Below are 13125 nucleotides of genomic sequence, written 5' to 3'. Positions count from 1 at the left end.
ACTCCAGTAGTGGCCGGAGAAGTTGAGCCATTTCTTTTGGCAACCCGAAGTAGAATACGCGGGAATTTGAGTGTTAACTATATCGCTTTTGGAATAATAAGTGACGCTATTCAGTTATTGGTGTAGCTGCCACTCTAATTACGTTTTGTAGTTATACTCCAGCAAATCAGGAGCATTAAACTGCACACACATCTACTTCGCTGAAAGTTGCCATCTATAGCAGTCGTAGACCATACGTGAACGTTAGTTGCCAGCGATGCAAGTCTCCAAAAATCCCTCGAAAAGGAAAATTTAGGCGTTTAAGTATGAATGCACTCTCCGTTCACGAATCAGGCATTTTTCTATACCATGCCTACTCCGCGCCAAATCCTGGCCGCGCTCCTACCGCAGCTGCGGGTGGCAGCGGCTTACGCCCGGCAACTGCAGCCCCAGATTCGCACGCTCCCGGCCAAAGAAGCCGGCAGCAATTGGTTTGCCGCCGCGCTAACGGATGCCGATTTAGCCGTGCAAAACCTGGTGGAAGTCACGCTATTGGCGACTTTCCCGCAGCTGCGCTTCTACGGTGAGGAGCGCGATCGCTCCTACAACACGTCCTACTTCCGCGCCCCCGATCTGGGCCCGGCAGGCGATCCCCTCGTCACGCTCGACCCCATCGATGGCACCCAGTTTTATATCGACGGCCACGCCAACTATCAGATCGTGCTGAGCGTCCTCAACTGGGACGACTGCGAAGCTGCTCTGGCCGTCTCGCCAGCGCGCAACTGCTACTACTACGCGCTGCGCGGGGAAAGCGCCTTCTGGGGCAGTCTCGATGCGGACTTGGCGTCCTGCCATCCCCTCCCATGCGATCGCCCGGAGCCCGCCATCTTTCTGGGTTGGGAGATGGGCAAGCTCGCACCGGCCCTGCAGGCCAAGTACCGGCTGATTGACGTTGCAACGTCCTACTCGTCCCAAGTGCAAATTCCTAACTTCAACGGCATCCTGAGCGGCGAGCTGGCTGGGGCGGTCCTGCCGGCTGCCAACTTCATTGACGGGGTAGCTCTGACCTTTTTGGCGCGCGAGGCCGGCTGCACCGCCACGCTGTTGGACGGTTCGCCCCTGCCGCCGCTGCACGCCCATCCCAACTTCCAACTACCCGGGGTCTTGGTGGCTGCCTCGGCCTCAGTTCACCGGGACCTGCGGGCGGCCGTGCAGCAAGCCGGCTGACAGGTAGCTCAAGCCGCGGCCCGGCAGTGCGCGATCACCGCTTGCGCGATGGTCTCGGTGCCGTCTGTGGCTAGGGCGTGCGCCCGGCGCGGCGGCTGGGGAGAGTCGTGCAAAAACGACCAGTCCCCCTGCAGGAACTCGGCAGGGGTCAGGATCTGGTGCCAGGCATAATCGCGCAGGCCCTCAACGAGCAGGGGCCCCTCGGCAAAGTCCTCGCGGGTGAGCGAGGCGATGGGAACCCCCACGCGCAGAGCCTCGGCAAAGGTGCTGTAGCCCGGCTTGGAGATAACGCGCCCGCAGAGCGGCATGAGATCGACCGGGCGGTAGGGGGCATCGGTAACCGGCATGAGGTTGGGCAGCGGCGGTGCCTCGCGGTCGAAGGTGATGAACTGCCAGTCCGGGAAGCGCCGCAAGTTGGCGTAGGGCAACTGCTGCAACCCCAACCCGCCAAAGGTGAGCAATACGGTGCGCTCGGGGGGCGTCTCAATGCCCAGCTCGGCCCGCACGCGGTTAGCCTCAAAGCGCGGGCTGCCCCCCACCAACCCCACATCGGTGACGGCCGGGAAAGCCGCCATGGGCTCGTGCATGGGCAGCCGGAACAGGCGATCGCTGCGGCTGTAGCAATCGGCAATGGTGTCGGCCACTCGGGCAAACTCGCCGCCCCACGGCCGGTAGATGTAGTCCCAGCCAAAGTTGCTCATCAGCCAGGCTGGCACGCCGGCGGCCTCGGCAATGGGGACCGCCAGCGGCGGAATGTCGCCCAGCACTAGCGAGGCGCCCTGCTCGCGCGCGAAAGCGGCTTCCTCGGCCACTATTGCCGCCCACTCGCGCTCCAGCTGCTGCCACTGCGCCAAGGTGGCGGCCCGATCAAGGGTCATGCTGTCCGATTGCACCGCCCCCACATCCAGGGCGCGCTCGCGCTGGTGAAACGCGCCCGGCAGATAAGCCGCGAGCAACCAGCGCGGCACGGTGGTGGCCAGGATGGGATAAACCTCGGGATCCTGCTGCTGCATGGCCGCCACGACCGAGCAGGCGCGCACGGCGTGGCCGAAGCCGTGGCTGGTAATGGCGACGTACAGGCTAGAGCGCGGCATGCCGAGCGGGTCCGGGCCCATCCGCTCCCGATTGTAGCCGCCTTACTTTAAGCGGCCAGCTGCTGCGCGATCGCCGCAACCAGGCGATCCAGCTCGGCCGGCAGCGTCAGGTAGTGGACGCAGGCGCGGATGCAGGGCGGATCCTTGAGCGTGCGCAGCAAAAAGCCCTGCTGCTCCAGGGCATCGACCATCGGTTGGTGGGCCTGCCCCGCCAGTTGAAACGACACTAGCCCTGCCTCAGGCGGCGCCGAGCGCAAGCAGCGCACACCCTCGAGCCGCGCCAGCTGCTCCCACAGGTAGGCGCTCCCCTGGCCGATTTGCGCGTAGCGCTGCTGGGCCGTGCCCCAGGCGCGGTGGGTCGCGATCGCGTGGCGCAGGCCCACGTACTGCGGGTAAGCCGAGGTGGCCACCTCAAAGCGCCGTGCATCGGGCTGCCAGTCCTGCGGTTGGCCGCGCCGGTCCAGCTCAATCCCGCGCCAGCCAACAAACGTGGGCTGGAGTGCCTCGAAAGCCTCGGGCCGGACGTAGAGCCCGCCCACCCCGGCCGGGCCGCAGAACCATTTGTGCCCGGTAAAGGCGTAGAAATCGGCTCCCAGATCGGTCAGATCCAGCGGTAGCGAGCCGGCTGACTGGGCTGCATCCACCAACACGCGGGTGCCCTGGGCGTGGCACGCCGTTGCAATGTCGCGCAGCGGCAGCAGTTGCCCGGTGTTCCACAGCAGGTGCGACAGGACGACCAGGCGCGTTCGGGGCTGTAGGGCCTGCTCAATGGCGGCTACCGGATCGCCACCGTTGAGGGTCTCGGCAATGGGGCAGGTGTCGATTTTGACCCCAAAGCGGCGCGCAATCTCGCGGGCCGCTGCAATGATGCCAGGATGCTCGCAATCGGTCAGCAGCAGGTGATCGCCGGCCTGCCACGCCAGGCCCCAAAGCGCAATGTTGCACCCGGCGGTGACGTTTTCGGTTAGGGCGATGGTCTCGGGGGTCGCCCCCAGCTCGGCGGCGATCGCGGCGCGGGTGCGCTCGGTTTCGTCCGCCAGCCAGGCATTGACCTGCCCGCCAAACGGGCCCTGCCACTCGATCTCGGCATAGGTTTGCTGGATGGCCTCCAAGGCGCCCTGCGGCAGCACCCCCTGGGCCCCAAAGTTAAAGTACGCTTTGGCCTGCAGCCCCGGGAACTGCTGCCGGTGCTGTTCCAGGCGCGCTACGCTCGGGCTAGTACTGGTCATGAAGGGGTTGCAGCGTGCCCATGCATTCTATTGCGGGCGCGGCCTGAACTGCCAATGGCTGCCGCCGAACCGGTCCGCCGCCGGTCCGCCGTGCTGCTCACCGACGAAGTACTGCTGCACTACCAGCGCTGCGCGCGCCGCCCGTACCTGGATGCTCACGGTGACCCGCAGCAGCGCGACCCGGAACGAGAGTTTTTGCAAAAGCTGCGCCGGGACAGCCAGCAAAACGTTGCAGCAGCGCTCGCCGGCCTGGATTGCCACCAACCCCAAGCATCGGATTGGCCAAGCCAGGCGCGCGAGACCCAGGCGCTCATGCGCCAGGGCGTTGCCCGGATCCATCGAGGCGTGCTGTCGCCCTGGGCGCTGGCGGGTGAGCCCGACCCCGGCGATCCCGTTTGGGTCAGTACGCCCACCCTGCTGGTCAAAACCTCAGGCCCCAGCGCCTGGGGCGATTGGGCCTACGAGCCAGTCGATGTGCGCTTCGGCCAGCGGTCCAAGCCCGAGTACCGCGTCGTAGCGGCGTTTCAGGCTTTGGTGCTGACGGCGGTCCAGGGGAGCTGGCCGGCCCGAGCGCGCCTGATCCTGCGCCAGCAGAAGCAGCGCACGGTGGATCTGGCGGAGTGGGTGCCGCGCATGCAGGCGCTGCTCGAGCAATGCCGGCAGATGCTGCGCTCGGGGCAGGAACCGGAGGTGTTTATCGCCCGCCAGCGCTGCGATTTGTGCCACTGGTACGGCTTTTGCCATGGCGTGGCGCGCGCGCAACGGCACCTATCGCTGCTGCCAGGTGTCACCCCAGCGCGCTACGCCCTCCTGCACGCCCGCAACATCACCACCCCGGAGGGCCTAACGGCAGCGCCGCTGGGCGAGCTGGCGGCGGTCCTGGGCCGCGATCGCGCAGCCCAGCTGCAGCAGCAGGCCCGCGCGCACTTGCGCGATTGTGCCCTGCCCAAAGCGAGCGCCAAAAGGGTGGCGCGCGAGCTTCCCACCGCTGCAACCGAGCTGTGCTTTGACATTGAGGCCGAGCCCAAGCGCGGCCTCGACTATTTATTCGGCGTGCTGCGCGTCGATCGCGCCACGGGGACCGAGCAGTTCCGCACCTTTGTCGCCGAGCGTCCCGAGCAGGAAGGCCAGGCTTGGCATCAGTTTCTGGCCTACATCGGGCAGTACCCGGACGCGCCCATTTTCCATTACTCCGAATACGAACCAGAGGCCTGCCGGCGCCTGGCCCAACGCTACGCCACGCCCCGGGGGCAACTGGACTCGCTGTTGGCGCGCATGGTGGATCTGCACCGGCTGGTGGCGGGCGCGGCTACGCTTCCGGTCGAGCGCTACTCGCTCAAGGCGATCGCGCAGTGGCTGGGCTTTCGCTGGCGCGACCCCGAGGGCAGCGGCGATCGGTCGATCTGTTGGTACGATCGCTGGCTGAGCGGCGGCGATCGGCGCCTGCTGGAGGCCATCCAACGCTACAACGAGGACGACTGCCGCGCCACCTATCGCCTCAAGCATTGGTTGGCGGACTTTCTCGCCCGGCAAGCACCGGGAGTCGGTCATGCCCCCGTTCGCTCCAGTTTTGCAAAACACTGACGGCTGGGCGCGCGCGCAGCGCCACAGACGGCAGCTCGATACAATTCGGATCGAGATTTAGGAGCAGACTGATGCAAAAACAGCGAACGGTTGATTGGGAAAAGCTGGCGGAAGTTGAGGAGCTAAAAGAGTTTTTCGAGGAAGATTATGAAGGATTCAAGAAGTTGATAGAAGACAATATTGAACGACTCGAGCAATTTTCGGATGAGGCTCTAAACAAGTTTGCCAAGCTACGGGTATTAGAGGTTGTCAATGGTTGCACTCAATGGGGGTTTCGGCTCGGCAAAGAAAACCGCCTCTCTGCCGAACGAACCCGTGAATGCATGAATCTAGTAATGGGGTTCATCAAGCGCGCAGAGCTCTACTTCCCGAGCGAAGGAAAAATCGAGTTTGATGGCGAACAAAAATCCTTTATTGAAGCAGGTCGTTCGCTTTACAAATCTGCCTTCAAAAGCAATATTAGAGAGTCAAAACGGCAATACTATGCTTCCTCAGTAGCACAGTTTATTGTTTATGGGCATCAACGAATAGAAAATGCCCTCAACTTAGTGAATCGGGATTATCAATACCTATTTTCTCCTCACTATATTGAGAAAGGACGGCAATACATTCAGCCTTATTTAGAGGCTATTGCGACAAGCTGAGTTGCAACAAAAGTCTGTGCCTAACAGAGCACTACTGACTGCTAGTGTGGACTTTTTCGCTCAAATTTTAAATAATTAATCCATCGTTTAAGTCTGCCATTGTCCTGACTTGATCGGTTCATCCTGCCAGAGCCAGAGTAAGGCTGCCCCGCTAGCCAAGCGCAGCCGTCAGTTCCTGCTCGATATTACGGCCAAAGAGCTTTTGAAAGCGAGTCCGGCGCGCTGGTTGAGACTCAAACGACAGGGTTTGGGCGATGGCGCGCTGCACCTCAATGACCCAGGGCCGGCGGTACCGCTCGTAGCGCTGGAAGGCGGCTTCAAGGGTGGCCCGATCCGGTTGGTGGGACTGGGCAAGCAGAGGAGCGACGACCGCCACTATCGCGGCTGCATCTTCCAAGCCTTGATTGCCCCCTTAGGCTAAAAACGGCGGCATGCCGTGCGCCGCATCGCCCAGCAGTGCGATGCGTCCCCACTGCCAAGGCGGTTCAGTGCCGCTGTCGGCCTGGCGGGCGGAATGGATGTAGTAAGGACGTTTGATGAGCTCGCCGGGTGGCGCCAGCTGCACGAGCCGCTGCACCAACTTGGGAAACTCGGCTCGGGCCAGGGCTTCGGTTGCGAGCGCGATCGCACCTTCGCCATTGCTGGCCTGCACGGATGCCAGCGGTAGGGGAGCATGCAGCATGAAGCCCAAGTGCCCGTTGGGGCGGCGAAAGGCGAACAGGTGCGCCGTCTTGGACTGGGTGGGGGTTGCGGTGGCCTGTGGGTGGGCCAGCGCGAGCACGTTGCCGTCGAGGTTGTAGCGGCGATCGAGCTCGGCGCTCAGATCGGCGGGCACCTCGCCTGCATCCAGGCAGCCGATGGCAGCAAAACCGGAATACTCGGGACAGGCATAGGCTTGATAGGGCGTTGCCCGGTAGAGCGCACGGCGCGCCATGGAGTTGATGCCGTCGGCAGCCAGCACGAGCCGGGCGCGTACGGGCGGCACTGGCGTTCCCAACTGAGCGGAGTCAGAGGTGGTGCGGTCGGCCGCCGTACCCGATTCCCAGTGGGCGTAGGGATTGGGCATCTCCCCCAAGCGCGAGAGGCAGTCCACGCGCACGCACTCGCTCGTCGGCTCCTCGGTCACGTCAATGCAGCGGCGGTCGAGCCGGATGGTATCGGGCGGCAAGCAGTCCCGCAGGGCTTGCTGCAGAACGTACCAGTACAGGGGGGCCCAACCGGTCCCGTAGGCCTGTTCCCAAGCAGCGTCATCGAGCGAAAACGCATCGATATCGCCCCCGCTCGGATCCTTGCGCAGCCAGCGCTGGGCACTGGGGCCCTGCAAGCGGCGGTTGCGGACAGCCCGATAAGCTTGCGGGCTCAGGTAGTGGAGCGCTTTGAGGCCGTTGGGGAGCAAATCTACAATCTGGCCGGCCTTGCGGAAAGCCCGCGCTTGCTCCAGCACGGTCAGGTTGGTGATGCCGCGCTCGCGCAGTCCAATGGCCGTTGCTAGGCCCACCGGACCGGCCCCAATAATGGCGACATCGTAGGGGGCGTCCATGCCTGGCGCGCTGTCGGTAGTACCGCGATCGCGGGCGAACTACTGGCATGCTAGCGAGCATCCCTAGCGCTGCTCCAGGGCAGCAATCGGCGCCTGGGATGCGTCCAGCGCCTGCTGCAGCGCTGCAGGGCTTCCCGCTCGCGCGCGGAGGTGCGCATCCAGAAAAGCGCCAATTGCCCGGCCGGCCGCGTCGCGCAGGCGCTGGGGCGACTGCGTCGCAGGCCAATCCAGTGACAGCGTGCCCAGCGTGGCATCGGCCGGATCGGTGAGGACAAAATGGTTCCCCCCATCCAGCAGTCCCCAATACTTGTCGCCGTTGCCGTACTGGATGCCGTGCCAAAACGTTCGGCGCGCCATGGCGAGCGGATCGGGTTCGGCGAGGCCGTACTGGCTGCTAGCGCGGGCGATGATGCCATCTTGCGTTCCGTTCAGCATCAAGATGAGAACGGCGCCAGAGACCGGCAGCACCGTTGCAGGCGCATAACCGAAGGCAGTAGGAACGCCTGTATATGCGGCGTAGGCAAAGGCAGCCCGCACTTGCGGGAAAAACTGCGGCGTGGCGTTCTCGAGCGCCAAACGGCCCCCTGCCGAGTGGCCGCCCAGCACGACGGTTTGCAAGTCCAGCAGTCCTGCCAGAATGCTGTCTGCTTGCAGCCGCTCGAGCTCGTCCAACAGCGTTGGCAGTGCCAGGGCCGTTGGCGCCGTCCCGTAGGCATCCGGCATCCAGCGTGCGGCGTCGATGCCTGGGGTTAGCCCTGCGGGCGCGAGCCAGTGGTAGGCAATGCCGACAAAACCGCGCTCGACGAGGCGCACCAGCAACCATTGATAGGCCTCTAGGTGGCAGTGGAAGCCGGGTAGAAAGATTGCCACTGGGAGAGGGGCCTGTGCGGCATCGGCAGGCACCATCTCGTTGGGATTGCGCCCTTGGCGATCGAGTGCGGGATAGTACACCTTGAGGGTGAGCGTGTTGTGGGGCGGCTGGGCGCCTTCGATGCTGGCCGCCCGATAGAACGCGCGGACGGTCATGGCTGGGGCGGCTGCTCAGCATCCTCGAGGGTGAGTTGGTAGAGCTCGCGGCGCGAGCGCGCCGTTGCTTGGGCCAACTGGCGGCTGGCCTGCGAGCGCGTCAGGCCCTGGCGCATGAGCTGCTGCAGCTCCGCTTTGAGCTCGCGCTCGGATAGCGCCATCGCGTCACCTTCGTCGGTACCGGCTACCACCAGCGTTAGCTCCCCTTTGGGCGTGCCTTGGGCGTAGTGCGTGATCGCCTCGCCCAAGGTCAGGCGCAGCCACGTTTCGTGCCGCTTGGTGAGCTCGCGCGCCACGGCGATTGGGCGATTGCACCCCAGCGCTGCGGCCAGATCGCGCAGGGTGCGCTGCAGGCGGTGGGGCGCTTCGTAACACACGATGGTGCGCGTTTCGGTTTTGAGGGCTTGCAGCCGCTGCTGGCGCGCCTGGTGTTTGGTAGGCAAAAACCCTTCAAAGGCGAACCGCTCGGTGGGCAGCCCGGAGGCCACCAGCGCAGCCGTCACTGCCGTTGCGCCGGGGATGGGCACCACGGGGATGCCGGCATGGCAGCACGCGCGCACCAGCTCGCGCCCGGGATCTGAAATGCCGGGCAGGCCGGCATCGCTAACTAAGGCCACTGCCTCGCCGCGCTGCAAGCGCGCCAGCAGCATGGGTTGGCGCTGCCGGCAGTTGTGCTGGTAGTAGCTTAGCTGCGGCGTTGCAATTTCAAAATACTGCAGCAGCTGTCCCGTGCGGCGCGTATCTTCGGCGGCAATGACATCCGCCGACTGCAGCGTTTTGAGCGCGCGCAGGGTAATGTCGTCCCGGTTGCCGATGGGCGTTGCCACCAGGTACAGCGGTCCGGCCGCTGGGTCGTCGCTGGGCGCGGATGGCATGCTGAGAGCGCAGAACGCGGATGCGGTGCGGTGATGGCCAAGGGGCTGTTCGTCGGGATGGTAACGCTGGATTGGATCTACCTTTGCGATCACTTGCCCCAACCCAACGAGAAAATCGCAGCGGCCGATTGGACGCTGGCGGCCGGCGGTCCGGCGACCAATGCCGCTGTCACCTTTAGCTATCTGGGGAACGCAGCGGCGCTGCTGGGGACCGTGGGCCAGCACCCCAGCGGCGAGCTCATCCGGGCCGATTTGGCGCACTACGGCGTCGCGCTGCGCGATTTGGATCCCGAGCGGAGCGCCCCACCGCCGGTTTCCTCCATTTTGGTGGATCGCGCTAGCGGCGAGCGTACGGTCATCTCCCTCAAAGCCCCGGCCGTGCAGCCCGAGGGGGCTTCTGCCCTCGAAGGCTACCTCGACAACGTCGCGATCACGCTGCTTGACGGCCACCAGATGGCAGCCAGCGAGGCCCTCGCTAAGCAAGCCAGCGCTCGCAGCATCCCGGTTGCCATCGACGGCGGCAGTTGGAAGCCGGGGTTCGAGCGCGTTTTGCCTTACGTGACCTACGCCATCTGCTCGGCCGACTTTTATCCGCCTGGCTGCCAGACCCAAGCCGATACGTTTGCCTACTTGGCCGACTGCGGCATCCCGCATGCGGCCATCACCCAGGGCGAGGGACCCATCCCGTACCTTAGCCCGGACGGCGAGGGCCAAATCCCGGTCCCCACTGTCGAATCCCTCGATACGGCCGCAGCCGGCGATATCCTGCACGGCGCATTCTGTCACCACGCCCTCGAGCGAGACTTTCCCAGTGCCCTAACGGCAGCCGCGCAAGTTGCAAGCCGCGCCTGCCAGTCCTTCGGCTCGCGCCAGTGGATGGAGGAGCCGTCACGTTCCTAAATCTCTTGAGCGAGTGCCGGTCAACGGCTCAGGCAGCGCGCTCGGCCAACACGGCATAGAACGGGTCGCCGCCCCCCACACCCAACAGTTGTAGGACCGCCGGCACCTGGGACTGACGCGCGATCGCCTCCGGTTCGGTAAAACCGCCAGTCGCGCGGAAGTAGCGCTTGACCAGCTCGATGCGCTCGGCATCCGTGGCATCGCGCCACGCCGCGATCGCCTTTTGGTAGAACATGCGGTTGGAGAAACTAACAATGGCCGCGCCACCCGGTTGCAGGACGCGGCGGATCTCGGCAAAAACGGCCTCCGGGTACTGCAAGTACTGGATGGAGGCGGCAATGAGAACGGCATCGAAGCTGGCATCCGCTAGCGGCAGCTCGGGGTTGGCATTCAAATCTTGGATGAAGTAGCGATCCAAGCGCGGGTTGCGCGCGAGCTCGGCTTCGTTCATGCCGTGCCCTTCCACGTGCGCAAAGGCCATCTCCTCGGGCAGGTGCGAGACCCAGCTGCCCATCAGATCCAGAATGCGCCCGTCGGGCGGCAGGCGCTCCCGATAGAGCTGGGTGAGCTGCTCCAGAAAACCGTCATCTGCATGGGTGACCAAGCGCGGCGCGCTGTAAAACAGGGCATCATCGGCCGTATCGATCTTTTGGCGCTGCTGCGGTTGCAAGACCATAATCAACCCAAACGACGCGGACTGTCGCGATCGTAGCGATGCAGGACTCCTGGCAGCGCCATTGCCACTCGCGTGCTAAGTTGAGCGGCACACCCAACTCAGTCGTGCTTGAGCCATGCGAGTGCTGTTACCGCTTGTGGCTGCTGCCATTGCGCTGGCCTGGGGCCTGGCGCCGACTCCGCCGGCAGCAGCCAATGCACTGCCCAGCGAGCGCTACGTCGGCGAGCTGGAGTCGGTCTTTCGCTACGAAGGGGCCATGCCCACCGGGGTAACGGTCTCGCAAGGCGGCCGCATTTTTACCAACTTCCCGCGTTGGGGCGATGGGGTCGAAGCAACCGTTGCCGAAATTCGGGACGGCGAACTGGTGCCCTATCCCAATGCGGCCATCAACCAACCCGATTTCGACGATCTCGCCAGCTCGTTCGTCTCGGTGCAGAGCGTGGTCGTCGGTCCTGCCAATCGGTTGTGGGTGTTGGATACCGGCAGCATCGAGTTCGGCCCCACTGAGTACGGCGGCCCCAAGCTCGTTGGCATCGATCTCGAGCGCGACGCGATCGCGCGCAAAATTGTCTTGCCGCGCGAGGTGGCCCTAGCCATGACCTACCTCAACGACGTCCGCTTTGACCTGCGCCGCGGCGAGGCGGGCATGGCCTTCATTACCGACTCCTCGCTGAGCGGCCCCAACGGCATTATTGTTGTCGATTTGGCCTCGGGCGAGAGCTGGCGCCAGCTCCACGACCATCCCTCCACGCGAGCGGAGCCGGATTTTTTGCCGTTGGTCGAGGGCAAACCGCTGCTGAGCCGACCGCCGCAGGGCGAGACGCGCCCGTTTGCCGTGGGCTCGGACGGCATTGCCCTGGGAGCAGACGGCCAGCGGCTCTACTACTGCCCGCTCTCGAGCCGCCGCCTCTATAGCGTCAGCGCGGATGTACTGGCCGATCCGGACCGGCCGGCAGCGCCCACTGTCATCGACCATGGCGAGAAAGGCGCCTCGGACGGCCTAGCGGCCGATGCCCGCAACCGCATCTACACCACTGACTACGAGCACAACGCCATTCACCGCCGCCACCCGGACGGCCAACTCGAAACGCTCGTTCACGATCCGCGCCTGCTGTGGCCCGACACCCTATCGCTACCCGGCGATGGCTACCTCTACGTCACCGCCAACCAGCTGCAGCGCAGTCCCAATTTCCATCGGGGCGAGGACCGGCGCGAGCGTCCCTACAGCCTGTTTCGCCTGCCCGTCGAGGCCGATCCCGTCCGCTTGCGCTAAGCGCTGAGGGCATTGGGATCGGCTGCACGGATGAGGCCAGCCGCCGCTCGCGTGCAATAGGCTTGAAGTAAGAGCCAGATTCGCCCTCATCCGTTATGAAGCCATGCAAAACCTGGCCCCTGGCGCTACTGCTAGCAGCCGCGACCGTGACAATGGTGCACGGGCCGCCTGCTCGCGCCCGCTCGAGTCCCTTCGCAGCCGTTCTTTGACCAACCCAGGCGATTACGGCCAAACCTTTGCGCCCAAGGCGAATTCGAGCGCCGTTCGCGGTTCTGAGTTTCGCTGGGAGTCCCCCATTCAGTTCCGCCTGGGGAACACCTCGCAGCGCCGCCTGCTCCAGCGCCTCAACCCCTCACTCAGGCGCGATGATGGCAACATCGAGCGTGCCTCGCTCGAGTACGAGCTGACTGACTTTAAATAGCCGGCTGGCAGCAGCAACCCAGGAGCCACCCCAATAGGATGGAGAGGTAGTAATACTACCAGCCTCTGCCATGGAACGGACGGCGATCGCGCGCTTAACGGCGCTGGCCTGCGCGCTGCTTATACTGCTAGGCAGCGCTGTAACGTTCCCCGCTGCGGGCGCTCGGGCACAGCCCAGCGAGTCGGCCCAAACGCTGCTCGAGCAAGGCGTCACCAAAACTCAGCAGGGGGATTCGAGATTTCAATCGCGGCATTGCCCGGACGCTGCGCGGCAACTACGACGCAGCCGTGCGCGACTACGACCGCGCCATCGAGCTCGATCCGGACAATGCCTCGGCGTATTTCAACCGCGCCAATGCCCGCACCCAGCTGGGTAACTTGCAAGGCGCGCTCTCAGACTTTGACGCCGCCTTGCGCCAGAACCCCGAATTTGCGGCAGCTTTGGCCAATCGCGGCGTGGCGCGTGCCGCCCTAGTACTACAGTCGCGGTTTGGAGTCGGGCGGTCTAGCTCGGTAGTGACAGCGTCGCGCGACGGCTTGGTAATGGCGACGCCAGTGCGACCAAAGCAACGCCTGCTCGGCACTTTGCAACTTGGGCAGCACGATGGCCAGCAGTAGGCGTCGCACCTCGGGCTCGGTCAACGGGACAAGGCTCCCC

General features: G+C 64.4%; 14 protein-coding genes. 7 read left to right on the top strand and 7 right to left on the bottom strand.

The window, feature by feature from the left end:
* Positions 1 to 348: 348 nt before the first annotated feature.
* Positions 349 to 1206 carry an inositol-1-monophosphatase gene (locus BRC58_11115; GenBank protein PSP15795.1) on the top strand — a complete coding sequence of 286 codons (858 nt, stop codon included), beginning with the start codon at positions 349 to 351 and terminating at the stop codon, positions 1204 to 1206.
* An 8-nt stretch (positions 1207 to 1214) separates the two neighbouring features.
* Here the strand turns inward: BRC58_11115 and BRC58_11110 are convergent, their stop codons facing one another.
* Both BRC58_11110 and BRC58_11105 read right to left on the bottom strand, forming a co-directional pair.
* The gene (locus BRC58_11110) at positions 1215 to 2300 is read right to left on the bottom strand and encodes a glycosyl transferase (protein ID PSP15797.1); all 1086 of its coding nucleotides are present in this window, start codon (positions 2298 to 2300) and stop codon (positions 1215 to 1217) included.
* A gap of 47 nt (positions 2301 to 2347) precedes the next feature.
* Entirely contained in the window at positions 2348 to 3529 is a 1182-nt protein-coding gene (locus BRC58_11105) for a cysteine lyase (GenBank protein PSP15794.1), read from the bottom strand.
* Positions 3530 to 3619: 90 nt separating this feature from the next.
* On the opposite strand from BRC58_11105, the gene BRC58_11100 reads away from it, so the two are divergent.
* Both BRC58_11100 and BRC58_11095 read left to right on the top strand, forming a co-directional pair.
* Positions 3620 to 5113: a recombinase B gene (locus tag BRC58_11100; GenBank protein ID PSP15796.1), complete on the top strand. Its 1494-nt coding sequence runs from the start codon at positions 3620 to 3622 to the stop codon at positions 5111 to 5113.
* 71 nt (positions 5114 to 5184) lie between these two features.
* Positions 5185 to 5757, top strand: coding sequence for a hypothetical protein (locus BRC58_11095; protein PSP15793.1), 573 nt, complete (start codon positions 5185 to 5187; stop codon positions 5755 to 5757).
* 151 nt (positions 5758 to 5908) lie between these two features.
* On the opposite strand, the gene BRC58_11090 is transcribed toward BRC58_11095, so the two are convergent.
* The 4 genes from BRC58_11090 to rsmI all read right to left on the bottom strand — a co-directional run bounded on the left by BRC58_11090 (position 5909) and on the right by rsmI (position 9198).
* On the bottom strand, positions 5909 to 6133 hold the full coding sequence (locus tag BRC58_11090) for a hypothetical protein (protein ID PSP15792.1): 225 nt from the start codon (positions 6131 to 6133) through the stop codon (positions 5909 to 5911).
* 36 nt (positions 6134 to 6169) lie between these two features.
* Positions 6170 to 7297: an FAD-dependent monooxygenase gene (locus BRC58_11085; protein ID PSP15791.1), complete on the bottom strand. Its 1128-nt coding sequence runs from the start codon at positions 7295 to 7297 to the stop codon at positions 6170 to 6172.
* 63 nt (positions 7298 to 7360) lie between these two features.
* Complete coding sequence (locus BRC58_11080) at positions 7361 to 8323, bottom strand: dienelactone hydrolase (protein PSP15790.1); 963 nt, start codon at positions 8321 to 8323, stop codon at positions 7361 to 7363.
* Positions 8320 to 9198, bottom strand: coding sequence for a 16S rRNA (cytidine(1402)-2'-O)-methyltransferase (rsmI, locus tag BRC58_11075; protein ID PSP15789.1), 879 nt, complete (start codon positions 9196 to 9198; stop codon positions 8320 to 8322). Before rsmI ends, BRC58_11080 begins: the two co-directional genes overlap by 4 nt.
* Before the next feature lie 33 nt (positions 9199 to 9231).
* On the opposite strand from rsmI, the gene BRC58_11070 reads away from it, so the two are divergent.
* Positions 9232 to 10098, top strand: a complete 867-nt coding sequence (locus BRC58_11070; GenBank protein PSP15788.1) for a ribokinase — start codon at positions 9232 to 9234, stop codon at positions 10096 to 10098.
* 28 nt (positions 10099 to 10126) lie between these two features.
* Here the strand turns inward: BRC58_11070 and BRC58_11065 are convergent, their stop codons facing one another.
* Positions 10127 to 10774, bottom strand: a complete 648-nt coding sequence (locus BRC58_11065; protein ID PSP15787.1) for an SAM-dependent methyltransferase — start codon at positions 10772 to 10774, stop codon at positions 10127 to 10129.
* A 115-nt stretch (positions 10775 to 10889) separates the two neighbouring features.
* On the opposite strand from BRC58_11065, the gene BRC58_11060 reads away from it, so the two are divergent.
* The 3 genes from BRC58_11060 (at position 10890) to BRC58_11050 (ending at position 13085) form a co-directional block, all read left to right on the top strand.
* The gene (locus BRC58_11060; protein PSP15786.1) at positions 10890 to 12047 is read left to right on the top strand and encodes a gluconolaconase; all 1158 of its coding nucleotides are present in this window, start codon (positions 10890 to 10892) and stop codon (positions 12045 to 12047) included.
* 205 nt (positions 12048 to 12252) lie between these two features.
* Complete coding sequence (locus BRC58_11055; GenBank protein PSP15785.1) at positions 12253 to 12468, top strand: hypothetical protein; 216 nt, start codon at positions 12253 to 12255, stop codon at positions 12466 to 12468.
* 152 nt (positions 12469 to 12620) lie between these two features.
* A complete protein-coding gene (locus tag BRC58_11050; GenBank protein ID PSP15784.1) occupies positions 12621 to 13085 on the top strand; it encodes a hypothetical protein in 465 nt (154 codons plus the stop codon).
* Positions 13086 to 13125 lie beyond the last annotated feature (40 nt).

Source organism: Cyanobacteria bacterium QS_8_64_29 (assembly GCA_003022125.1).
In the GTDB taxonomy this organism is placed as follows: Bacteria; Cyanobacteriota; Cyanobacteriia; order Cyanobacteriales; family Rubidibacteraceae; genus QS-8-64-29.
This window is presented reverse-complemented; position numbering and strand designations above follow the sequence as displayed.